Below are 24,366 nucleotides of genomic sequence, written 5' to 3' on the forward strand. Positions count from 1 at the left end.
CGGCGCGCGGGACGCCCCGCGCGCCGCACCCATCAGACACCTCATGGAGGGATCTTCATGGCGCATCCCACGAGCGCGCTCGCGGCAGAGGTCGGGAAGTTCTACGACCACCTCACGACCTACCAGACCGCGCAGGACGAGGATCTCAACTTCCACTTCGGCTACTGGGACGTGCCGCCCGACGGCACCCCGCCCGCCCCCGGCACGGACGTCGCCGAACTCGAGGCGGCGGCCGAGCGCCTCACCGAGTTGATGATCGAGAAGATCCGGGTCCGGACCGGGGACCGGGTGCTCGACGTGGGATCGGGCTCCGGCATCCCCGCCGTCCGCCTGACCCGGGCTACCGGGGCTTCGGTCGTCGGGATCTCGATCAGCCGGGAGCAGGTGCGGCGCTCGACCGACCGGGCGCGCGAGGAGAACCTCTCCGAGCGGCTGGAGTTCGAGTACGCCGACGCCGCGGAGCTTCCCTTCGGTCCGGATTCCTTCGACGCCGCCTGGGCGCTGGAATCCATCATTCACGTCCCCGACCGCGCCCAGGTGCTGCGGGAGATCACCCGGGTCATCCGGCCGGGCGGCCGTTTCGTCGCCACCGACATCTTCGAGCGGTCGCCGGTCCCGGACGAGAAGCGGCACGCGGTCGACAGCTTCTATTCCGGTCTGCTGCTCGGTCCGAGTGTTCGGTTCGACGACTATCCGGCGCTGCTGCGCGGGGCGGGGCTGCGCCCGCTGGAACTCATCGATGTCAGCGACCAGGTGATCGCGCGGTCGTTCCAGCTGCTCGCCGAGCGGATCCGCCGGGACAGGGAGAACCTCGACGACCTGCTCGGCGACGAGCTGTACCAGCGTCTCGCCAGCACGGGTGTGGACGGGCTCCGTGAGATCGGCTACCTCGTCGTGGTGGCCGAGCGTCCGGCCGAGTAACGACCCGCCCGGCGAAAGAGGGGGTTCTTAGGGGAGTTTTCCGGCCGTCGGCCGGTGCCACCATTCTGCAATGTCCCCTTTTTCTCGTCCGCGGCTTTCCGGGAACGCCCGGACCATGTGGGCGTATCCGTTCAGGGCCGAACCACCGGGGCGGCGGCCCCGCCGGCGGGTGCGGCTCGTCCGCGCCACCGCGGCGGCCGTCGCGGCCGGTCTGCTCGGCAGCGCCGTGACCGCCTCGCCGGCTCTCGCGGCCGCACCGGCCGAGACAGCCGCACCGCCCGAGACTGGGGCGGCCTCCGAGACGGCCGCGGCCTCCGAGACAGCCGGTTCCCCGCGGGTGACCGTCACCGACGTGGGCGCGCCGGACCGGCTGGCCACGAACCTGTTCCCCGAGGACCTCAACGACGCAGGCGTCGTCACGGGCTACGGCCTGCTCGGCGGCCCGCAGCCCTTCCAGGCGTTCACCTGGGCCGACGGCACGCTCACCCCGCTGAACGCGCCGAGCGCCGACCCGGGGGCGTTCAGCTTCCCGGTCGCGCTGAACAACAACGGCCAGGTCGTCGGCTTCACCACCGTCGGCGGGACGGCGCACTCGCTGCGCTGGGACGGCGCGGACCCGACCGACATCTCCGCCGCCGGCGGGAACAGCCACCCGCTCGCCGTCAACGACGCCGGCCAGGTCCTGTTGACCGAGGGCGGCGCTGCGGCGCTGTGGACCGCCGGCAGCCGGGTCGCGGTCGCGCCGTTCCCGGTCACGAACGCCGTGGGCCTCAACGGTTCGGGGCAGGTGTTCGGCACCGGCCGGGCCGCGGGCGCCGACGCCACCGACCGCGCCTTCGTCTGGACGCCGACCGCGACCACCGACATCGGCCCGTTCGGGCTCACCACCACCACGACCGACCTCAACGACAGCGGCCAGCTGATCGGGTACGGCGCCCTGGCACAGAGCCCCAACCGCACCCATTCCTTCGTCTGGACCCCCGCGCGGGCCGGCTGGCCGGCTGCCCTCACCGACCTGGGCACCCTGGCCAACCTGGAGACCGAGACGCGCGACATCAGCAACTCCGGCCACATCGTCGGGCGCAGCGGCACCGGCTCCGGCTGGCACGCCGTGCGCTGGCAGGGCGGCCGTCTCGTCGACCTCGGTGTCCTGCCCGGCGGGACGTCCAGCGAGGCGCTCGCCGTCAACGAGACCGGACAGGCTGCCGGCTGGGGCGTCGCCCGCGACGGGCGGCCACATGCCATCCTCTGGAAAAGGGACCGCCCGATCGACCTCGGGGTGCCCGCCGGTTTCACCCAGAGCTTCGCAATAGACATCAACGCCGCCGGCAGGGTGCTCGGCTACGCGATCGACGAGACAGGCGGCGTCCACAGCTTCGTCTGGACGGTGACCGGCGGATGACCGACACGGACAGCGCCGCCGCGCCGGACGGATCGGCGCCGCAGGGATACGGCCCCGGCCGGGGCCCCGGCGCGCTCGCGCTCACCGACGGTGAGCTGAGCCGGATCCTCACCAACCACCAGATGGGCGCGCTCGCGTCGAACAAGCGGGACGGCCATCCGCACCTGTCGACGGTCGCCTACAGCTGGGACCCCACGGAACGCACGATCCGGATCAGCACCACCGAGGACCGGCTGAAGGTGCGCCTGCTGCGGCGTGACCCGCGCGCGGCGCTGTACGTGACCGCGCCCGACTACCTGTCGTTCGCGGTGGCCCAGGGCACGGTCGAGCTCTCCGCGGTGAGCTCGGTGCCGGGCGATCCCGCCGGGCGCGAGCTGCTCGCCCTGCAGCCACCGTTCGCCGACCCGGCGCTGGAGGCCGAGTTCCTGCGGAACATGGCGGCCGACCGCCGGCTGGTCATCCGGCTGCGCGTCGGCCGGCTGTACGGCACGGCGCTCGACATTCCCGCGCCACCCGCCTGACCTTCACGGCCGCGCCCTCCCGCCGACCGACCAGGCGATAAGACAGGGGAGTCACAGGGGTGACCGGGTGGGTTCCCCCGCTGGTACGTTCCGGAAATGGGTGTGACACTCGACGACAAAACACGGTCGTGGCTGGACGCGCAGAACCTCCCGGTCATCGCAACGGTGAACGACGACGGAAGTCCGCACTCCTCGATAATCCTGGTGAAACGGGACGAGGACGATCAGCTGTATTTCGTGACCCACGTCGGCCGGCGCACGGAAAGGAACATCTCCCGTGACCCGCGGGTCAACCTGTCGCTCTACCCCCGGGACGACCCCTACACCTCGGTGGAGATCCGCGGGGTGGCCGAGGTGCTCGACATCGACGGGAACAAGCTGGCCGACGAACTCACCCTGAAGTATCTCGACGAGCTGCACGACGTCGACGACAACACCCGGGTGGCCATCCGCTTCACCCCGCAGAAGGTGATTCACTTCCCCGACCCGAAGAACCCGCCGCCGCGCCCCCGCCCGCAGCAGTAGGGTCGGCACCGGTAACGGGTGTGAACGGAGCGGGAACACACTTCCGGAGAATGGTCCCGAGATGACGCGCTATCTGTTCGGGCGGTTCCTGCAGGGGGCCTTCGTTCTCTGGGCCGCGTTCACGCTCTCGTTCGTCGTGCTGTACGCGCTGCCGAGCGATCCGGCGGCGATCATGATCGGGCCGAGTAACTCCCTCACCCCGGCCGAGCTCGCGGCCCGCCGGCACGAGCTCGGCCTGGACCGGTCCCTGTTCGAGCAGTACTTCGGGCGGCTGGGCGACCTCCTCCACGGCGACCTGGGCCGGTCGGTGCAGTCCGGTCAGCCGGTGCGGGAGCTGATCGGGGACGCCCTGCCGCAGACCGCCGCCATCACGGGGCTCGGCCTGGTGGTCGGGGTGGCGCTCGGCGTGGGCCTGGCGGTCGCGGCGACGCTGACCCACCGGCGCTGGTTGCGCCAGACGCTGCTCACCCTCCCCCCACTCGGCGTGGCCGTCCCGAGCTTCCTCGTCGGGCTCCTGCTGCTGCAGTGGTTCTCGTTCCGGTGGCAGCTGTTCCCGGCCATCGGCAACAGCGGCTGGCGCAGCCTGGTGCTCCCCGCCGTCACGATCTCGCTGCAGCCCGCCGCCCTGATCGCGCAGCTGCTGGCGCGGAGCCTGGACAACGAGCTGCGGCAGAACTACGTCGACCTGGCCAGGGCGAAGGGCGCCGGACCGGCGCGGGTGAACGTCCGGCACGCGCTGCGCAACGCCGCGCTGCCGGCGCTGACCATCGCCGGCATCCTGGTCGGCGGACTGCTGGCCGGCGCGATCGTGGTGGAGGTCGTGTTCTCCCGCAACGGCCTCGGCCGGATCTCCCAGGCCGCGGTCGACAGCCAGGATCTGCCGGTGGTGCAGGGCGTGGTCCTGCTCGGCTCGGCGGTCTTCGTCGCCGTCAACCTTCTCGTCGATCTGCTCTATCCGCTGCTCGACCCCCGCATCGCCCGGGACGGGGGCGCGGCCCGCCGCGCTCCGGAGGCGGTCGCGGTCGGTCCGGCCCCGTCCGTAACGTGATCCCCGGAGGTCTCCGAAGGTGAAGTTCATCGGCCTGTCGGCACTCGCGCACTCGCCGGACCTGGAGACCGGCCGGCTGCCGTCGGAAACCGAGGTCGTGCGCCGCGCGGTCGAGACGGCTGTCCTGTTCGAGGAACTGGGATTCGACGGCTTCGGGTTCGGTGAGCGCCACCACCCGCCGTTCCTGTCGACGTCCCCGACCGTCCTGCTGGGCCACATCGCCGCGCTGACGTCCCGGATCCGCCTGTTCACCGGCGTCACGCTGCTGTCAGTGCTCGACCCGGTCCGCGTCGCGGAGGACTACGCGACCATCGACCACCTTTCCGGCGGCCGGGTCGAGTTGATCATCGGCAAGGGTTCCGGCCCCAGGCAGGCGGAGCTGTTCGGGCTGACCCGCGACCAGCAGCGCGACGCCCTCAACGAGAAGTTCCGCCTCCTGCACCGGTTGTGGACCGAGCGTGACGTGAGCTGGCGCGGGACCACCCGCCCGCCACTGGACCGGGTGACCACGCTGCCCCGGCCGGTGCCCCGCCCCGGCGGTGCCCGGCCGCGCATCTGGCACGGCGGCGGCACGTCCCCCGACTCGGTCGACCTCGCCGCCGAGTTCGGCGATCCGGTGATGTTCTCCAACGCGTCCGCGCCGACGGAGAAGTACACCTGGCTGTCCGACCACTACACGCAGCGCTGGGAGGCCTACGGCCGCGACCCGGCCGCGCTCTACACCGGCGCGGGGACGACCGCCTACTACAGCGCGCCCACCTCCCAGCAGGCGCTGGCCGACTTCCGGCCGATCTTCGAGGCGCGGCTGCGGGCCCAGAGCGGCATCGGCATGCCGCCGGACTTCCCGACCCTGGAGGACTTCGTCGAGCGCAGCTCGGCGCTCATCGGCAGCCCCGCGCAGGTCATCGAGAAGGTCGAGCGCGACGCCGGCCTGCTCGGGAACAGCGCGCTGATCTTCAGTGTGGAGGCCGAGGGGCTCAGCCACGACCAGCGCCGGGCCAGTTTCGAGCTGTTCGCCACCGACATCGCGCCCACGCTGCGGACCTCCGTCCCCGACCCGCCGTGGCCCGCCCAGTGACCGCGGGCCCGCGGTGACCTCCGCCCCGCGGGGCGGCGCGGGCGGGGGATACCGCGTCGCGGTGGACGTCGGCGGGACCTTCACCGACCTCGTCCTGCGCCGCCCGGACGGGACGGAGGCCGTCCACAAGACGAGCTCGACGCCGGGGGACCCGGCTCGGGCCGTCATCGCCGGGCTCACCGCGCTGGCCGCCGCCGAGAGGCTGGCGCCGCACGAGCTGCTCGGCCGCACCGAAACCATCGTCCACGGCACGACGATCACCACCAACGCCCTGATCACCGGATCGGGCGCGTGTACGGGGCTGGTCACGACCGCCGGTCTGCGCGATGTGCTCCCGGCCCGGCAGGGCAGCCGCGAGGACCAGTTCGCCTCGAAGTCCGCCCCGCCGCCGCCTCTGGTGCCCCGCCGTCTCGTCATCCCCGTCCGCGAGCGGGTGGACCGGACGGGCGCCGTGGTGACGCCACTGGACGAGTCCGACGTGCGCCGCGCGGCCGGGCGGCTGCGCGCCGCCGGGGTGGAGGCCGTGGCGGTGAGCTTCGTCTTCTCCTACCTGTTCGACGGGCATGAGCGGCAGGCCGCGGCGATCCTCGCGCAGGAGCTGCCGGGGGTGTTCGTCACCACGGCCTCCCGGCTCGTCCCGCAGGTGCGGATGTTCGAGCGGACCACGACCACCGCGCTCAACGCCTACGTAGGTCCCGTCCTGCGCGACTACCTCGACGGGCTCGCCCACCGGCTGGCGGAGCTCGGCTACCGGGGCCGAGTTCTGATCATGCAGTCGAACGGTGGTGTCGTCGGGCTGGAGCAGGCCGCCGACCGCGCCGTCGAGACGTTGCTCTCCGGGCCGGCGGGCGCGCCGGCGGCGGTCGCCGAGATCGTGCGCGCTCTCGGCAGGCGGGGGTCCCGGCCGCCCGACGCGATCATGATCAACACCATCACGATCGACATGGGAGGTACGAGCTTCGAGGCGAGCCTGGCCCGCGGCGGGCACACCGAGACCACCAGCAGCGGCTCACTGGCCGGGCATCCCGTCTGCCTGCCCGCCCTGGACATCAGCACCGTCGGCGCGGGCGGCGGGTCGGTGGCCTGGGTGACCGCGGGCGGGCTGCCGCGGGTCGGCCCGCGCAGCGCCGGGGCGGCGCCGGGCCCGGCGAGCTACGGCCGCGGCGGCACCGAGCCGACCGTGACCGACGCCGACCTGCTGCTCGGCTACCTCGACCCGGACGGCTTCAGCGACGGGATCACGCTCTCGCGGGATGCGGCGGCCCAGGCCGTCGGCGCGCTCGCCGAGCGCCTCGGGACCTGGGGTTCCGCCGGTCAAGATCCTGCCGCCAGGGGTGCGGACGGCGCGGTGATCGAGGCGGCCGCCGGTGTGCACCGCGCGGTGAACGCGGCGATGGCTGACAGCCTGCGGCTGCTGACCGGGCGCCAGGGCCTCGACCCGCGGCGGTTCGCGCTGGTCGCCGGCGGCGGCGCCGGGCCCCTGCACGCCGTCGAGATCGCCCGTGAGCTCGGAATTCCGCTGGTCGTCGTCCCGGCCGGTGCTTCCGTCCTGTGCGCCCGCGGGATGCTGCGGACCGACCTGGTGCGCCACTACGTGACGACCGTCCGCCCCGACCCGGATGACCCGGGCGTGCCGCCGGCCCCGTCGGCCCTGGACGCGGCCTTCGGTCGGATGGCCGCCGAGGCGCTGGACGACCTGCGACCCCACCTGGCCGGGCCGGGCCGGGTCGGGTTCACCAGGAGCGCGGACGTCCGCTACGCCGGCCAGGTCCACGAGATCCCCGTTCCCTTCGCGGACCACGCCGGACCCGGCGCCGGGCCGGCGGACGGCGAAGAGAAAGGGGATCATGCCGCCTCCGCGGAGCAGGCCGGGTCGGTGCTCCCGCGTACCGATGACGCCGCGCTGGCGGATCTCCTCGAGCGGTTCCACGACGAGCACGAGCTGCGCTACGGGTACCGGCGCCCGGAGCTCGCGGTGGAGATCGTCAACCTCCGCCTGGCCGCCCGCGTCCCAGCTCTCCCGCCCGCCCCGGCCGGTTCGTTCCACCCCCCACCCGCGGCGCCGCCCACGGCCGCGCCCCCCGCGGCGGCGCGCCGGCGCGCGGTGTGGTTCGACGGCGGTTTCCGCGAGGTGGACGTCCACGACCCGGCGACGCTGCGGCCCGGCAGCCCCCAGCAGGGCCCGGCGCTGGTGGCGCATCCGGCGAGCACCGTGGTCGTCCCGCCCGGACACGCCTTCGAGCTGACGGAGGACGGAACCGTCCTGGTCTTCGCGGCCACCGACACCGCGGACGCCGTCCTGCACCGGCTCGGGCTCGCGAGCACGGGCGCCCTCGGCGTCGCGGTGGCCGGATGACCGGCGCGGACCCGGCACTGGCCGGGATCGTCGACAACCGGCTGCACGCGATCGCCGAGCAGATGGCGCAGGCCATGCTGCGTTCCTGCCGGTCGATGGTGTTCCAGAGCCGGGACTTCGTCACCGGGATCTTCACCGCGCGGGGCGACTGGGTCGCGACGAAGGACTACATCCCCGTCCTGGCCGGTTCGCTGCCCAGCGCCCTGGCGGGCGTGACCGCGCGGTTCGCCGCCGAGTTCGCGGCCGGTGACCTGCACGAGGGCGACGTGTTCGTCCTCAACGACCCGTACCACGGCAACAACCACCCGCCGGACATCACGATCATGAAGCCGGTGTTCCACCGGGGCGTGCACCGGTTCTGGACCGTGACGAAAGGGCACCACGCCGACACCGGTGGCGCCGTCGTCGGCTACAACCCGTACGCCCGGGACTGCTGGGAGGACGCGCTGCGCATCCCGCCCGTCCGGCTCCACCACCGCGGACGGCGCCAGCGGGACGTCTGGGATCTCATCCTGCTGAACCTGCGGCTGCCGGACGTCGTCGAGGCCGACCTGGACTGCCAGATCGGCGCCGCCACGCTCGGCGAGCGCGAGCTGGTCGCGCTGCTGGACGCCTACGGCGTCGAACCGGTCGAGGAGGCCATCGCCTACCAGCTCGACGCGTCACGCCGGCACATGCGGGCCGAGATCGGGCGGCTGCCGGACGGCGTGTTCAGGTCGGTGCGCCATCTCGACGACGGGGGAGCGCACCACCGCGAGCCGATCGCGGTGCGCCTGGAGCTGACCATCCGCGGCGAGTCGGCGCTGTTCGACTTCACCGGCTCCGACCCGCAGGTCGTCGGCTACGCGAACTCCACCCCGGCGAACACCGCCGCCGCGGTCCTCATCGGCCTGCTCGGGGTCACCGATCCCACCCAGCGCCGAACCAGCGGCGCGCTCGCGGCCCTCGACATCCGCACCACCCCGGGCACGATCGTGCACGCCGTCGAGCCGGCCGCGACGTCGCTGTGCACGCTGACCGCCTGCGAGACGATCGTCGAGACGGTGTGGGAGGCCGTGGGGCAGGCCGACCCGACGGTGACGAACGCGGCCTGGTGCCGCGGCTACACGTTCGCGGCCATGGGGGTCGACGCGCGCACCGGCCGGCCGTTCGCCGTCACCGGCGCGATGAAAGGCGGCTCGGGCGCCACCCACGGTTTCGACGGCTGGGACGCCGTGGGCCCGCCGGTGGCGATGGGTGGCGGCCGGGAGATCGACGTCGAGCTGCACGAGCTGACCGCGCCGACCACCGTGCTCAGCCAGGAGTACGAGACCGACTCGGCCGGCGCCGGCCGGTGGCGCGGCGGCCTCGGTGCGGTGTCACGCTGGCGAATCGACCAGGACGACCTGTCCGTGCTGTGCATCGGATCGGGCGCCCTCGACCTGACAGCGCCGTTCGGCACCGCGGGCGGGGCGCCCGCCCCCGCCAACCGCGGCATCGTCCACCACGCCGACGGGCGGATCAGTCACCCCCCGACGAACTCCCTGCTACGGCTCGACCGCGGGGACGTGGTTGAGATCCACACCTCCGGCGGAGGCGGCTTCGGTGACCCCCTCGACCGACCCGCCGACGCGGTCGCCGCTGACGTCCGCGACGGCCTGGTCTCGTGGACGGCCGCACGGGAGGCCTACGGCGTCATCCTCGACCCGGCGACCGGCGAACCAGATGCCGTCGAGACGCGTGCCCGCCGCGCGGCAGCGAGGCCCCCGCTCGCCTGAGGAATCCCCTCGGCGCCTGTCCTGAATATTGGCTGTGTGAGCCACGTGTTCCTGTTCGCCTACGGCGGGTTCGCCGGCCGGTTCGTCTCCTGGGCCGCCGGTGTCGTGAAGACCACCGTCGAGATCGTCCGGAAGAAAGAAGGCCAGAAAGGCTTCCAGTCGCTCCCGAAACGCTGGGTCGCGGAACGCACCCTGAAGAACATCAAGATTCAGGACAGGCTCTCAGACTGTTCGAATCACGTGCGCCAATGCAAGAAATACTACGACCAGGAGAAACATCGTGAGGACAATAAGCCCCAAGAAATCATCCCACCAGTCCGCGAGAAATGCTATGGTCACGAGAGTGGCTACGAGTGAAATAGGCCCCAGGAATTCATCCCACCAGTCCGTCCATCGTTCCAGGGCCAGTAGCAGGAGGCCGAATGCCACGGGAAATCCGATTACCGTCAGCATGGAGTAGGCGGGCAATCTCCAAGAGCTTGACGCGGTTATCTTCGCCCACGCCGCGAAGGAGCTAAGGAAGATAAGTGTTGCCAGCGAGGCCCCGACGGCGGCCCCGCCCCCCTTGAGGGAATTGAGGAGACGGTCAGCCACGGCCGGGTGGCGATGGGCCGGCGCATCGCCTTGCTGTGATGGGTGTTCAGGTTGTCCCAGACCAGCACGACCGGACCGCCAAGTGGGCTGATGTGCGCCATCGAGGAGCCGGGCGTAGTCGGCCTCGGTGAACCCTTTCTGTTCGTGGGCGCGGCCGTGGTGCAGCCGGGTCCGGTAGATCAGCCGCGGGGGCTGGCCTGGTCGGGTGCACAGCAGCCCGGCGAGGGAGACCCGTCCCGACCCGGAGGTGGTAGACCCGAACCTGCGGGGTGTGGCCACGCCGACCCCGGGTCCGCCCGTGGGGCGGTCTCAGTCCTTGGCCGGCTTCGTCTTCGAAGCACACCCAGGCCCCCAGCCTGGCCGCGGTTCTTTTACCGCGTCCCACTGGCCCCTTCCTCCACTCGCTGATCATCTTGTCGTTGTGGTGGATGAGACCTCTGTGAAGGTCGCCGGCCGCCGCTTCTTCGTCCAGGCTCTGTTCCATGGGCGGCGGCCGGTCGAGGCCACCACGGACAGGGCCCCGGTCCACCCACGGCTCCTCGACGAGCTGCTCCCCGAAGCCTGCCACGTCGACGCCACCCGGGAGAACAACCGGATCGAGGCCGATCACGGCTGGTTGAAAGTCCGGCTTCAGCCGATGCGCGGCCTGAAACGGCTGCGGCCCGTCCAGACGATCAGCGCCGGGCACGTTCTGATCCAGAACACCCGCCGCGGCCACTACGAGCTCGCCGTCGACACCAATCCGAGGCTGCGGCTGGCCGCCGCGATCACCGAACTCGCCGCCGCTGTCTGACCGCCGGTCACCGTGGCCGCTGGCATGTCCCGCTTCCTCGGAACGCAACAGTGTCAGCAGCAGTCCCACGGGCAGCAGCCACCGCCGTAGCCTTACTACGACAGAACCGGGAAGGTCGTCAGCGCCGCGGGTACCGCCGACTGCTGGGCATGGTCGCCGCGGCCGGGGCGGACCTGCCACGCGGACGGATTCTCCCCGGCGTCTGCCAGTACGCACAGCGCGATCGCCTGCAGCTTCTCCGTGGCTGCCTCGACTGTCAGCGCGTCCACTGTGGCCGAGAAGCCCACGTGGGCAGTCCGAAGAGACAGGCCGACACCCTGGTCTTCCACATCGCTCCGGCCATAGAAGACCTCTGTCAGACCGTTGATCCGCCGGTCGAGACCCGGTGTGTTGCCGGTAGTCAGTGTCACCCCGACGTAATGGCCGGGGGTCCTCACGCCGCCCTCCCGTGGTTGTCCAGGTGCTCGATCGCCTGGACCGACATGTGAGCGCTGCGGGCAGCGTCGTCGACGTCCACGTTCCCCCCGAGGCCGCTTCGTTCTATCCGGTGACATCGCAGCATCGGCGCTGGTCGGAGGCTTGTCGACCCAAAGCAAGCAGCGTTGTGGGGCGGTTGCGGCAACAACTGCACAGAGTCGAACAACCTGGACAGGCAACCCAGATCGCCTGAAACCATCACACCCTGACCAGCCTGGCCGCCGACATCCTGGCCGGGTGACCGCGGCATTCAGGGACCCTACCGACCTGGCGCACCGAGTTGCACTCCCCGGCGCGTCATCCGACCAGGTGCTCAGCCTCGTCGGCCCCGTATCCGCCGGCCGGCCAGGAGCCGCTGTTTCACCTCGTCGGCGAGCAACAGCGTGACGTGCTCCGCTTCGAAGGTTCGGAGCTGCCCGTGGTGTCCCCGGTGACTCCTGCGGGCCGCTGCCTCGGCGAACAGCTCGGCCATCCAGCCCGGCTGGTTCGCCGGCCATGGCCCGCCACCGCCGCCTGACCGCCGGCCGGCCGGGCCGTTGGCATACCTCGCTTCCTCCGAACACAACGCTGCCACCTGGGGAGATACCCTGTCCGTGGCGCGGTGTGGGGGTGTCCAGATGGTCTCCCAGTGGGTGACCCCGAGCCGGGATCTGCCGGCGGCGGTGGTGCGACCGGAGCTGCTTCATGTGACGGAGCAGACCCGGATCACTCGGCTGGTGTCTCCGACTGGACGTGTGATCCGAAAGGAACTGCTGGGACCAGACGCGCAGCGGCGGTTGCGGCATGAGGTCGAGATCCTCGGGCGGCTGTCGGGAGTCGAGGGGGTCGCGCACCTCGCTGCCGGGGCCGTGGAGTACGCGGGGTCGATCCTGCTGGCCGATGTCGATGGCACGGCGCTGTCCGAGCGGGCGACTCCACTGGATCCGGCCGAGCTGGTCGCGCTCGCCGAATCGCTGGCGCGGGCCGTCGCCGGGATGCATCACCGGGGTGTGGTACACCGGGACATCTGCCCGGCGAACATCGTGGTGAGCAAGGACCTGGGAGTTCTCTGCCTGATCGACTTCGCGCTCGCCGCGCCTCTCTCGTCGGTCCGGCCAGAGTTCACGCACCACGGGGCAACTGTCGGGACGGTGCCGTACCTGGCGCCGGAACAGACCGGGCGGACCGGCCGCCCGGTCGACCAGCGAGCTGACCTGTACGCGCTCGGGGCCACCTTGTACGAGCTGGCTACCGGCGCGCCGCCGTTCGGCACGGACAACCCAGTCCGGATCATTCATGACCATCTCGCTCGGATCCCGCTCCCGCCTGGAGCGGTGAATCCGTCGGTACCGCCCGGCCTGTCGAACATCATCACGCACCTGCTGGAGAAGGAACCCGACGACCGCTACCAGAGCGCTGACGGGTTGGTGCACGATCTCACCCTGGTACGGCGCGGCGCGGCGGCGGTGCATCCTGGCGAGCATGATTTTCTGACGCGTCCGCTGACGCCGTCGCGGCTGTCCGGGCGCGCCCGGGAGGTCGACGAGTTGGACGCGGCGTTCGCCGAGGCCGTGACCGGACGTTCTCACGGGGTTCTCGTCGGTGGTGCGCCGGGCGTGGGTAAGACATCCCTGGTCAATGAGCTGCGGCCGATAGCGGCCGGCGTCGATGGCTGGTTCGTGGCCGGCAAATTCGACCAGTATCGCCGTGACCAGGAGTACGACGGGGTCCGGCAGGCGCTGCGTGCGCTGGGCCGGCTGCTGCTGGCCGAGCCGGACGACTACCTGGCCCAGGTGCGGGACCGGATGTTGCGGGCGTTGGGACCCAACGCCGGCCTGGCCGCCGCCACCGTGCCGGAACTGGCGATGCTGCTGAAGGTCCGCCCGGAGCCAGGCGATCCGATGACCGCACAGGTACGAGCTCCACGTGTCGCAGTCGAGATGCTACGCGCCGTTTCCTCCCGGAAGCGACCAGTGGTGTTCTTCGTCGACGACCTGCAGTGGGCCGGGCGGACGCCGCTGGGCTTCTTGGACCTGGTGTTCGCCGGCGAGGAGCAGATCGCGGGCCTGCTGCTGGTCGGCGCCTACCGGGAAAGCGAGATCGACGCCGCTCATCCACTGACGCCGATGCTCGCCCGCTGGCGTCACCAGGCGGTCGGGCCCCGCCACCTGCGGTTGGGTGACCTGCCGCCAGCGGGGCAGGCGGCCTTGGTGGCTGACCTGCTGCACCTGCCCCCACCGCCCGCCACCGAGCTGGCACAGATGATTGCGCCATCGGCCCGGGGAAATCCGTACGACATCGTGGAGCTGCTCAACGCGCTGCGTCACGACAGGGTACTGACCCTCGACGGGAATGGGTGGCGATGGGACTGGGAGGCCCTGCGCCGCCGGCTCGACCGGGTGGATGTGACAGAGCTGCTGGCCGCTCGGGTGGCCGCGCTGCCGCCGGCCACCGCGGAGGTGCTCACGGTGATGGCCTGCCTGGCGGGCCAGGTGGAGCTGGACCTCCTCGTTGCCGCGACTGGGCTGCCGGCGGACGAGGTCGAGCGGCGGCTCGCCCCCGCGTTAGGCGACGGCCTACTGGTGCTGGAGCCCGACGGCCGGCAGAGCGTGCGGTTTCACCACGATCGGACGCGGGAGTCCGTGCTGGGCGGTCGCGCCGCGCAGGACCAGGGCGCGAGGCGGTTGCGTCTGGCACGGCGCCTGGCCGACCGGCCCGAGTTCTTCGCCGTGGCGGCGGAGCAGTACCTGCCTGTAGCTGATGCCGTGCATGGGACCGAGGAACGGAAGCGGGTGGCCGGACTCTTCCGGCACGCCGCTGAGGAAGCGAAACTGCTGAGCAACTACTTACTGGTCGAGCGGCTCCTGACCGCGGCGGTCGAGATCATCGATCCGGCTGACACCGACCAGTTGATCGCAGTCCACACCGACCGGCACGCCGCCCTGTACAGCCTCGGCAGGCTGGAGGAGGCGGACGACACGTATCAGACGATCAGCCGGTTGTGCACTCACCCGGTTCAACTCACGGCCGCCACAGTGGTGCAGGTCAGCAGTCTCACCAACCGGGGACGCGGTGGCGAGGCGATGCGGCTCGGCCTCGACCAGCTGCGGCACCTCGGCATATCCGTCCCGGACGAGAACGATCTCGATGCGGAGATCGACCGCGGACTCGACGCGCTCTACCGATGGATCGACACGACCGGCGAGTCCGACGACCTGCACCGACCGGGCATCACGGACCAGTCCCGGCTCAGCACCATAAAGCTCGTCAACCGGCTCATGCCCGCGGCCTTCTTCTGCGACCAGGCGATGATGGCCTGGCTGACGATCAAGACACTGGAGGTCTGGGCATGGCACGGCCCGGATCGCGTTCTGCTCGGCCCGGCCGGCCACATCGCGATCGTGACCATCGTCCGCAGGGGCGACTACCGCACCGGGCACCGCATCCTGCGGCGAATCCTGGCGGTCGGTCAGGCGCTCGGCTATGAGCCTGACGTGTGGCAGGCGCAGTTCGTGTATGTGATCACTGCCGGCCACTGGTTCGCGCCCCTCGAGGACAATCTGTTCGAGGGCCGTCGCGCGCTGGAGGGACTTGTCCTGAGCGGTGATCTCCAGAACGCATGCTGGGCCCACTACGCACTGTTGTACGACCTGTTGGACTGCGCGCCGTCTCTTGATGTCTTCGCCGCTGAGGTCGACGAGGCACTGGCGTCCGCGGCCCGCACCGGCAATGGACATGCCGAGACGATATTTCGAATATTTCGCCGACTGGTACGAGTGATGCGAGGCGAGTCCGTCGAATCGGCGGCCGACGAAGCGGCCGAGCTGAGCATACTGGCCGCGGACCCGTTCGCCGTCGCCAACCTGCATGTGACCCAGGCGCTCGCCGCAGCCGTTCTCGGTCATCCGGTCGATCTGACCCGGCATGCGGCCGCGGTGATGCCCTTCAGGTCAATGGTCGGAGCGAACTATGCGATGGCGGTGGCGCGGGTGCTGCTTGCCCTGGGCATGGCGGCGCAGATTCGTGCGGCAGGAGCGGAGCGGCATGACACAGACCTCGCCGAGCTCGACGAGCTGGTCGAGTGGCTGGCCGCACGTGCGGTCGACGCGCCGGCCAACTTCCTGCACCTGTTGCGCATGGTGGAGGCGGAGCGGGCGTGGGCTGTCGGAGACTTCCGCGAGGCGGCGTACACGTTTGACGTGGCGCAGAGAGAGGCTTCTGTACGGGCGCGCCCGTGGCACCGGGCACTGATCCTGGAACGCGCTGCACGCTTCTACCTGGCCCACGGCATGGATGAAGCCGGCCACACGCTTCTGGCGGCCGCCCGGCGCCAGTACCTGGACTGGGGCGCGACCGCGAAGGTCAGCCAACTCGACTGGGCCCACCCGACGCTACGAACCGAACCCGCCCGCGAACCGGTCGTTCATCCACCGGCGGCGCCATCCGCGCGACGCTCGACCGTCGCTACCGGCACCGTCGATCTGCTCGGCGTCGTCGCGGCATCCCAGGCACTCAGCTCGGAGACCAGCATCGAGGGCCTCCGGGCAAGGGTTGTGGGGATCCTGTCGGAGATGACCGGTGCCACCGGCGTCCACCTGCTGTTGCGTAGGCAGGAACAAGACGGGTGGTTGGTGCCGACCGGTGCCGGTGGCACCGTCCCGCTCCGGGAGGCCAGCCGGCAGCGTCTGTTGCCCGCCTCGGTCATCCGATATGCCGAGCGCACCCACAAACCTGTGGTCGTCGCCAACGCCACCCGCGACGACCGGTTCCGCCGCGACCCCTACCTCCTCGACTTCGACCGCTGCTCACTGCTTGCCATACCCATCATGATCCGGGGCCATCTGCAGGCGATGCTGCTATTAGAGAACCGACTGATCCGTGGCGCGTTCTCCACCGAACGCCTCGAAGGAATCATGCTCATCGCCGGACAGCTCGCGGTCTCGCTCGACAACGCCATGGTCTACGCCTCGCTGGAACGCAAGGTCACCGAACGAACCGGGCAGCTCGCCGCTACCAACGAACGACTCGCCGCCGCGAACCACCAGCTGGAACAGCTCTCGGTCACCGATCCGCTGACAGGGCTGGCCAACCGGCGACGCCTCGAAGAGGCCCTGGACGTCGAATGGCGCCGGGCCCAGGAACACGTGGCACCCATCGCTCTGGCGATGGTCGACATCGACCACTTCAAGCTCTACAACGACCACTTCGGACACGCCTCCGGTGACCGGTGCCTTCAGCGGGTCGCGGCATGCCTGGCCGAGAACACCGGTGACACCCTTCTGGTCGCCCGCTACGGGGGGGAAGAGTTCACCGTCGTGATGCCCGACACCGACTCGGACGCTGCCGCCCGGCTGGCCCGACGCCTCTGCTCCGCCGTCGAGGAACTGGCCGAACCACTCCCTCTGGTGGTAGAGCGCATCATCACTGTGAGCATCGGCGTGACCGCGGCCATCCCCACTCCCGACGACGGCGTGGCGGCGTTCGTCGAACTCGCCGATGCCGCGCTGTACCAAGCAAAAGACGGCGGCCGCAACCGGGTCCGAATGATCCCGTTTCCGGCGGACAACGGACGCGGGGAAAAACCGCCTGGTCAGGTGGCCTGGGGGTGCGATCCCCCCGGGCCACCCGACCATCCTCCACCCGGCCCCCGTCCCAACACCCGGATGGCGGAACCAGGTTACTGACTGTGACTCGTGTCAGGAGATCGTGATGGCGCGCTCGGGGCAGTTGGCGGCGGCCTCGCGTGCTCCGACCTCATACTCCGTCGGCAGTTCGGCGACCGGGACGAAGCCATGGCCCTCCTCATCGACTGCGAAGACCTCGGGGCAGATGTCCCAGCAGCGAGCATGCCCCTGGCACAGGTGAGCGTCGACCTCGGCCTTCATCGTTGGTCTCCCTAGGAATGTGTGAGGTGGTCCGGCAGGACCGGGGTGCTGATCGGTGCACGGCCTTCAAGGCCGACATGCACGGCCGGCCAAAGGCATGGGGCGAGGCGATCGGTCGACGGTCACCAGCCGACCCCCCATCCCGGTTGAACTCCGAGGCCGTTCGTGCCCGCATCGTCCGAGGCTTGTCCTCGCTGCTCTGTCCTAGCCTCGAGAGGGCACTGAGTCAACTATTTAGCGCATCAGTCGCCTCTTCTTGGCTCCCGCAGAGCACAGCGAAGATCCGGGAACTTCGGCGTGGGCCTACTCGGGGAGCAAGGTCGCGGGGGTGTGGAGCAGGCGACGGTTGCCCACAGACCTACTGGACTGACACGTCAGGGCATGGTCGGAAGCGGGCGCAGACACCGGCGACCCCAGCCAGCCGGGTCTGACCGGTCGCCGACGCGCCTGCGTCGGCGACCTGGAACATCTGTAGACAGAAGACTAGGTCAACTATATTGTACGGCCCAAGGTGGCCGGTATCACGTTGCGGGGGCCGCCCAGTCCCCCCGGGCCGCAACACGGCTCGCTCGTGGCGGCGAAGCGGTGGTGACGTTGGCAAAGATCCGCGAGGCGACGCGGGTAGCCGAGCCACGGCAGTAGGACACGGCCGTGCGACCGGCCTGACGGGTAAGGAGCGGGGAATGGTTGAGGGCTTAGGGCGCGACGGCGCGGCCGTTGAGGAAAATCAGGCTGTGACCAGCGTCAACGGTGGTGACGTCGTGAAGCTGATGAGCATCGACGTGGCGAGAGATCCGAAACCAACCTATCGGGCACTCAGAGACGCCGGACGAGTCATGCAGGCGACCGGCATGTTCGGCCCGGCGATCATTGCCGCCGGGCGGGAAGTGGTCGACGAGATCTTCAAGCACCCGGATGTGTACTCCTCGGCGGCGCACGCCGGCCGGCTCGGTAATGTGCGGCCGCTCATCCCGATCGAGTACGACCCGCCAGAGCAGCGCAAGTACCGCAAGCTCATCAACCCGATCTTCGCTCCGCAGGCGGTCGAACGGTGGAAGGAGCCGGTGCGGGCACTCGTCCACGAACTCATCGACGGCTTCGTCGACGCCAAGGAGATCGACTTCTCCAAGCAGTTCTCAACGCCGCTGCCGTCCCAGATCTTCCTCACCTTGCTTGGGCTGCCGCTTGACGACCTGCCCACGTTCCTCCGCCTCAAGGATGGCATCGTCCGCCCAGCCGTGCTCCTCGGGGTGCCGGTGAACCACCCGGATGTCTCCGAGCTCAAGGTGAGGACCGCTCAGGAGATATACGCCTACTTCAACGATGTGTTCGACGAGCGGGGGCGGGAGCGCAAGGACGACCTCCTAAGCCATCTGATCGACGCCGAAGTCGACGGCGAGAAACTGACCCGCGAAGAGCTCCTCGACATCTGCTTTCTGTTCCTGACCGCGGGCCTCGACACTGTGTCCGCGTCGCTGGACACCTTCATGGCCTACCTTGCCGAGGCCCCCCAGCGCCGTGCCGAGGTGGTCGCCAACCCGGACAACATTGACAACGTGGTCGAAGAACTGCTGCGTTGGGAATCCCCGGTGATGCTTGTCACCCGCATGGCCACGAAGAACACCGAACTGGCCGGCTGCCCGGTTCGTAAGGGCGAGGAAATCTATGTTTACATCGGCTCGGCGAACCTCGACGAGGAGGAACTCGCCGACGCCGACGAGGTCCGCTTCGACCGCACGGCCAACCGCCACATCGCCTTCGGTGGCGGGGTGCACCGCTGCCTCGGCTCCCATCTGGCCCGGATGGAACTGCGTATCGTGCTGCGCGAGTGGCATGCGCGAATTCCCGACTACCGGATCAAGCCAGGGGCCCAGCTCAACTTCACCCCAGGCGTCCGGTCCATAGACTCCTTTCCCATGCTGCTGGGGAAGAGCGAAGAATGAAGACGCCGCCGCCAGCGTAATCGACGGCAGCCATATCCTCGGCCGCGACGGCGGTTCTTGGCGCGCGTCGAGGGTGCCCGTTCCGGCTGCCGCCGAGCAGCCCTCAGTGGCAGCTGGACCAACCACGGTCATTTGTCTCTCGCTCCTGACGTTCTCTCAGCCGTAACTCGCGAGGAGGATCCGCAATGTCAGGCAGCTCCATGCTGCAGGGAAAGGTAGCCATCGTCACGGGGGCAGGCGGTGGGATTGGCAAGGCCTACGCGAGAGGACTCGCCGAGGCCGGCGCGGCAGTGGTCCTGGCCGACATCAATATCGATAACGCCCAGACCGCCGCGAAGGAGCTGGCCGACGCTGGACATCGGGTGCTCGCGGTGCGCACGGACGTCTCCGACGAGGCGAGCGCGAAAGCGATGGCCGCCGCGGCGGCGGAGCAGTTCGGGTCGGTGGACATCCTGGTGAACAACGCCGCACTGATGGCCGAGATCGTTGGTCAGGGAACGCTCACTACCATGTCGCTCGACATGTGGAACCGCACGATGGCTGTGAACCTCACGGGGCCGCTGCTGTGCGTCCGAGCGGTCGTGCCCTACATGAGGGAACGGGGCGGTGGAAAAATCGTCAACCAGTCGTCGGGCGGCGCCTTCATGGCGGCCAACGCCTACGGCATCACCAAGCTCGGCATCGTGAGCATGACGCTGTCACTGGCCCGTGAACTGGCGCCGTTCGGCATCCGAGTGAACGCCATCGCGCCGGGCTACGTGAATACCGAGGCCGGCGCAGTCGCCGCGCCGCCGGCACTGCGGGCGATGATCGAGAAGTCGATCCCATTCCCATTCGGTGACCCCGAGGACCTGGTACCTGGCCTGCTCTACCTGGTCGGCCCCGGCAGCGACTGGGTGACTGGCCACACCCTCAATATCGACGGCGGCTGGATCCCGCGCACCTGACGCAACCATCGCCTGCACCCCCGGCAGCTGCCGAGGCGGCCATCGGCGATCTGGCGTCGGGCGACCGTCGACGGACCTACGGATGCCAAGAAACGAGGAGATCGTGGCGAACGACCAGCTCCCGCGCTGGATTCTGCATGTCGAATCGGGCCCGGTGAGCCGCGACCCGGAAGTTGTGGCCGAGTTCAACCGCTGGTACAACGAGGTACACATCCCGGAGATGGTTGCTTTCGAGGGCTACCTCTCGGGTCGCCGGCTCGAGCCGGTCGACGATGACGGCCCTCACATCGCGCAGTACGTGATCGAGGGTGATCCAGAAGAGATCCTAGGCAGAGTGAAGGCTGCCTCCGCCGCCGGCAAGTTGAAGATGTCCGAGACTCTGCAGATGAACCCGACCCCAAAGATGCGACTTATGCGAGTCTCCTTCGAATACGTCAAGTCAGGGGCGGGGAGAACCGAGTGACTTCGCCACCTTTCTGGAGCGCCACTTAGCCGTGCTGCGCAACGCTGTCACAGCGGAGTCGCGCCCCGGAGGGTGCCGAGGCTCCTTCACATCAGCTCGTGGTCACCCACCCAGGGCACTTGACCTCGATTCGGCGCGACGAGACCTGCGCGGGGCGGGGTAAAAGTTCCCAGCACAACGGCCGTTCAATTGGCTTTTCGGAGTAGCGGACAGGGTTCCCCTCTCGGTGACGAAGCCGACCAGCGGAGCCCCGGCAGCTCACATGCGGGCACTGGGGCTGGTCGGCCATGCCGAGTACCGGGCCTGAGAGGACTGTCATGAATCTTGACGACATGATCTTGATCAGCGTCGACGACCACGTCATCGAGCCCCCGGACATGTTCGTCGGCCGACTGCCGAAGAAGTACGAGGCCGACGCGCCTCGGCTGGTGCATCGCGAGGACGGTACCGACGTCTGGAAGTTCCGGGACACGGTGATCCCGAACGCGGCGCTCAACGCGATCGCAGGCCGGCCCAAGGAGGAGTACGGCCTCGAGCCGCAGGGCCTCGACGAGATCCGCCCGGGATGCTATGACGTGCACGAGCGGATCAAGGACATGAACGCCGGCGGCCTGCTGGCGCAGATGAACTTCCCATCGTTCCCCGGCTTCGCCGGCCGGCTGTTCGTCACCGAGGACGTCGACTTCTCGCTGGCGCTGGTCCGCGCCTACAACGACTGGCATATCGACGAGTGGTGCGGCGCCTACCCGGGACGGTTCATCCCGATGCAGATCCCGGTCATCTGGGACGCCGAGCTGTGCGCCGCCGAGGTGCGCCGCAACGCCGCGAAGGGCTGCCACTCGCTCACCTTCAGCGAGAACCCCGCGGTCATGGGGATGCCGAGCTTCCACGACGAATTCTGGAACCCGCTGTGGGAGGCGCTTGTCGAGACCGGGACCATCCTGTCCGTCCACATCGGCTCGTCCGGCCGCATCGCGGTCCCGGCCGTCGACTCGCCGCCTGATGTGATGATCACCCTGCAACCGATGAACATCGTCTCGGCCGCCGCCGATCTGCTCTGGTCGCGAGTCCTCAAGGACTACCCGGGCCTGAGGATCGCCCTCTCCGAGGGTGGTACCGGCTGGGTCCCGTACTTTCTGGAGCGCGCCGACAAGGTCTACGAGACCCACCGGACCTGGACGATGCAGGACTTCGGCGGCCTCAAGCCGTCCGAATTCTTCCGGGAGCGTTTCCTGACCTGCTTCATCACCGACTCGCTCGGCCTGTCGCTGCGTCACGAGATCGGCATCGACAACATCGCCTGGGAGTGCGACTACCCGCACAGCGACTCGGCCTGGCCCACCGCCCCCGAGGAGCTCTGGGCCGACTTCCGGAAGTGGAACGTCCCGGACGACGAGATCAACAAGATCACTCACGAGAACGCGATGCGCTGGTACTCGTTCGCACCCTTCGCACACATCAAGAAGGAGGACGCGACCGTCGGCGCGCTGCGCAAGGCCGCCGAGGACCACGACATCAGCATCAAGCCGCGCAGCCACCAGGTCATCCAGCCGCGGGACAAGCTCGAGCAGTTCCGCGTGCGTGCCCGCACGGCTGTCGCCGGCACGACGACCAGCCGATAAACGACCTGGCCGCCACCCAACGCCATACTGGCCGTGACACCGAACCTACGGGAACTGAGCTGGCACTCGGAGTGTGAAACGGTCATTCCTGCTGACCTGGCCGTATCGAAAACGTTGTTTGCCGGCATCGCGATATTAGTTGACCAGCCGGCCGGGAAGGGTGTGTAGCTGGAGCGCATCACCCCGGCCGGTTACCCCTTGCAAACAGTTCGGCAAAGTTTCACTATCTCCAACCTTCGACAGTAAGGCGAGAAAATCTCCATGTAGGTAGAGTTTAGGTCTGTCGAGAAAACGGCTCTGATGTAAATCTGGTGGTGATGGGGTATGAGCTGAGGTGGATGCGGTGGCGGAGTGGGTGAACCCCGCCCGTCAGCATCTCCGGCCTCCGTGGCCGCACTCGGGCCAGCCCTCTTTCGTTGATCACGCAGCCTATCGGCAGTGGCGGCAACCCCGAGAACCGGCGTCACCGCTGTTCGGTGACGCCCTGCCGGCCGGCGCCCGTGGCGGATGGCGAGCCGCCGGCGGCGGTGGCGGTGGCGGGAAAGGCCAGCCGTGGGGCGCGGCGAGTAGACGGGAGCCGGGTGTACCTGCTGGGGGTGGCGACCAACGGCCGTGGGCCGATGGTCGGCCAAGCCGAGATGGAGCGGAGAAGCAACGAAAGAACGCGTTTCAGCCGCCGCAGTCCTGGCCGGGGCGACGGTCACGTTCGATGCGCTATCCAGATGCCGAGGCAGGGCGTCTTATGCCGGCGTCTTCATTAAGACGCACGGCGAGAGGAGATGGGGCACCTGTGAAGGGATGGCAACTCGGCGAATTCGGTAAGCCACCGCGATTGGTCGAGAAGGAGGATCCCGAGCCCGGTCTGGGGGAGGTTGTCCTCGACGTCAAGGGGTCGGGGCTGTGCCACTCCGACGTCATGGAGATCGAAAGTTACGGTGCCGACTGGATGCTCGGGACGATTATGGGCCATGAGTTGGCCGGCGTCGTCTCCACTGTGGGGCCCGACGTCACCGAGTGGAAGGCCGGCGACCGGGCGGCGGTCTGCCCGACGTATTCCATGGAATGCCCGGGCTTCCACTACGACGGAGGCTTCGCCACCAAGCACCTTTCGCCGGCGGGCTGCCTGGTCAGGGTTCCCGACAACGTCGGCTGGACCCTCGGCGCGATGATGACCGACGCCGGCATGACGTCGTACCACGCCCTCGTGCGCCGTGGCGGGGCGACCGCCGGTATGAAGGTCGGTCTAATCGGCCTTGGCGGCCTCGGTCAGATCGCCGCCCGGGTTGCGGTCCTGAAGGGCATCGACGTGCACGTCGCAGAGCCGAAGAAGGACGTCTGGCCGCTCGCCGAGCGCCTCGGCGTCACGCATGTCGTCGCCGACGTCGCCGAATGGGAGAACCAGAACTTTGACCTCATCGTCGACTACGCCGGCTTCGGCGCGACGACGGCCGGCGCGCTACGGGCGGTCGGCTTCAACGGAACCGTGGTCCAGGTCGGCCTCGGCGTCAGCGAGGCGATGATCCCGCTCGGCGACATGGTCAGCCGCAAGTCCAAACTGCTCGCCTCCCGTGGCGGCACCAAGGAGGACATCGCCGAGCTCTACAAGTTCGTCGCTGCTGGCGACCTCGCCCCCGCCGTCACCGAGATCACTTTCGACGACATCCCCCAGGGCCTCGCTGACCTGGCCGCCAACAAGGTCGCCGGCCGCCTCGTCGCCCTCATCTGAGCACACGCCGAACCAGCGCCGGCCTGTTCGTCGGACATTACGAGGATGCCCCGCCGGGGCCGGTATCCTCGCCCTCGAGAAGGAGACCGCAGGGCGTTTTTGCGTTATGAGGAAGCAGCGCATGCTTGCACCCCGGCGACCGGCGGTCAGACGGCGGCGGCGAGTTCGGTGAACGCAGCCGGCTGCCTTCACCGAACTCGCTCTGGCCATCTGATCACGACACCAGGCGGGGACCGACCTGACCCGTCCCGCTCAATGCAACTGTGAGTTCATGGTGCTGCCTCGGGCGGTGGCCTGACCCGCAATGCAACTGGCGTGATGCCTTCGCA

General features: G+C 69.3%; 16 protein-coding genes and 2 pseudogenes. 16 read left to right on the forward strand and 2 right to left on the reverse strand.

Annotated elements, in window-relative coordinates:
* The first annotated feature begins 57 nt into the window (after positions 1-57).
* The 10 genes and pseudogenes from MXD62_RS28985 to MXD62_RS29030 form a co-directional block, all read left to right on the forward strand.
* Positions 58-921: a methyltransferase domain-containing protein gene (locus MXD62_RS28985; protein WP_248832560.1), complete on the forward strand. Its 864-nt coding sequence runs from the start codon at positions 58-60 to the stop codon at positions 919-921.
* Between the two features lie 115 nt (positions 922-1,036).
* Positions 1,037-2,323: an HAF repeat-containing protein gene (locus MXD62_RS28990; RefSeq protein WP_248832561.1), complete on the forward strand. Its 1,287-nt coding sequence runs from the start codon at positions 1,037-1,039 to the stop codon at positions 2,321-2,323.
* A complete protein-coding gene (locus MXD62_RS28995) occupies positions 2,320-2,844 on the forward strand; it encodes a TIGR03618 family F420-dependent PPOX class oxidoreductase (RefSeq protein WP_248832562.1) in 525 nt (174 codons plus the stop codon). Before MXD62_RS28990 ends, MXD62_RS28995 begins: the two co-directional genes overlap by 4 nt.
* A 96-nt stretch (positions 2,845-2,940) precedes the next feature.
* The gene (locus MXD62_RS29000) at positions 2,941-3,369 is read left to right on the forward strand and encodes a TIGR03618 family F420-dependent PPOX class oxidoreductase (protein ID WP_020462315.1); all 429 of its coding nucleotides are present in this window, start codon (positions 2,941-2,943) and stop codon (positions 3,367-3,369) included.
* A gap of 61 nt (positions 3,370-3,430) precedes the next feature.
* Complete coding sequence (locus MXD62_RS29005) at positions 3,431-4,417, forward strand: ABC transporter permease (protein ID WP_248832563.1); 987 nt, start codon at positions 3,431-3,433, stop codon at positions 4,415-4,417.
* 19 nt (positions 4,418-4,436) lie between these two features.
* A complete protein-coding gene (locus MXD62_RS29010) occupies positions 4,437-5,495 on the forward strand; it encodes an LLM class flavin-dependent oxidoreductase (protein WP_248832564.1) in 1,059 nt (352 codons plus the stop codon).
* 13 nt (positions 5,496-5,508) lie between these two features.
* Positions 5,509-7,851 (forward strand): hydantoinase/oxoprolinase family protein, encoded by a 2,343-nt coding sequence (locus MXD62_RS39910; RefSeq protein WP_248832565.1) that lies wholly within the window; start codon positions 5,509-5,511, stop codon positions 7,849-7,851.
* Positions 7,848-9,608: a hydantoinase B/oxoprolinase family protein gene (locus tag MXD62_RS29020; protein WP_248832566.1), complete on the forward strand. Its 1,761-nt coding sequence runs from the start codon at positions 7,848-7,850 to the stop codon at positions 9,606-9,608. Before MXD62_RS39910 ends, MXD62_RS29020 begins: the two co-directional genes overlap by 4 nt.
* A gap of 51 nt (positions 9,609-9,659) precedes the next feature.
* Positions 9,660-9,800 (forward strand): annotated as a pseudogene (locus MXD62_RS29025) (IS5/IS1182 family transposase); the annotation flags it as partial.
* Between the two features lie 856 nt (positions 9,801-10,656).
* Positions 10,657-10,995: pseudogene (locus MXD62_RS29030) on the forward strand (DDE-type integrase/transposase/recombinase); the annotation flags it as partial.
* Between the two features lie 95 nt (positions 10,996-11,090).
* On the opposite strand, the gene MXD62_RS29035 reads toward MXD62_RS29030, so the two are convergent.
* Positions 11,091-11,432, reverse strand: coding sequence for a hypothetical protein (locus MXD62_RS29035; RefSeq protein WP_248832567.1), 342 nt, complete (start codon positions 11,430-11,432; stop codon positions 11,091-11,093).
* Positions 11,433-12,089: 657 nt separating this feature from the next.
* Here MXD62_RS29035 and MXD62_RS29040 point away from each other — a divergent pair.
* On the forward strand, positions 12,090-17,135 hold the full coding sequence (locus MXD62_RS29040; protein WP_248832568.1) for a diguanylate cyclase: 5,046 nt from the start codon (positions 12,090-12,092) through the stop codon (positions 17,133-17,135).
* Between the two features lie 12 nt (positions 17,136-17,147).
* On the opposite strand, the gene MXD62_RS29045 is transcribed toward MXD62_RS29040, so the two are convergent.
* Positions 17,148-17,336: a ferredoxin gene (locus tag MXD62_RS29045; protein WP_248832569.1), complete on the reverse strand. Its 189-nt coding sequence runs from the start codon at positions 17,334-17,336 to the stop codon at positions 17,148-17,150.
* 683 nt (positions 17,337-18,019) lie between these two features.
* Here MXD62_RS29045 and MXD62_RS29050 point away from each other — a divergent pair.
* From MXD62_RS29050 to MXD62_RS29070, 5 genes are all read left to right on the forward strand, one after another.
* The gene (locus MXD62_RS29050; protein ID WP_248832570.1) at positions 18,020-19,279 is read left to right on the forward strand and encodes a cytochrome P450; all 1,260 of its coding nucleotides are present in this window, start codon (positions 18,020-18,022) and stop codon (positions 19,277-19,279) included.
* A 185-nt stretch (positions 19,280-19,464) separates the two neighbouring features.
* Complete coding sequence (locus MXD62_RS29055) at positions 19,465-20,226, forward strand: SDR family oxidoreductase (protein ID WP_248832571.1); 762 nt, start codon at positions 19,465-19,467, stop codon at positions 20,224-20,226.
* Positions 20,227-20,308: 82 nt separating this feature from the next.
* Positions 20,309-20,689 carry a DUF4286 family protein gene (locus tag MXD62_RS29060; protein ID WP_248832572.1) on the forward strand — a complete coding sequence of 127 codons (381 nt, stop codon included), beginning with the start codon at positions 20,309-20,311 and terminating at the stop codon, positions 20,687-20,689.
* Between the two features lie 317 nt (positions 20,690-21,006).
* Entirely contained in the window at positions 21,007-22,311 is a 1,305-nt protein-coding gene (locus tag MXD62_RS29065) for an amidohydrolase family protein (RefSeq protein WP_248832573.1), read from the forward strand.
* Positions 22,312-23,143: 832 nt separating this feature from the next.
* A complete protein-coding gene (locus MXD62_RS29070; RefSeq protein WP_248832574.1) occupies positions 23,144-24,037 on the forward strand; it encodes an alcohol dehydrogenase catalytic domain-containing protein in 894 nt (297 codons plus the stop codon).
* Positions 24,038-24,366: the final 329 nt, after the last annotated feature.

Origin of the sequence: Frankia sp. Mgl5 (assembly GCF_023242985.1) — a bacterium.
GTDB classification, from domain to species: Bacteria; Actinomycetota; Actinomycetes; order Frankiales; family Frankiaceae; genus Parafrankia; species Parafrankia soli.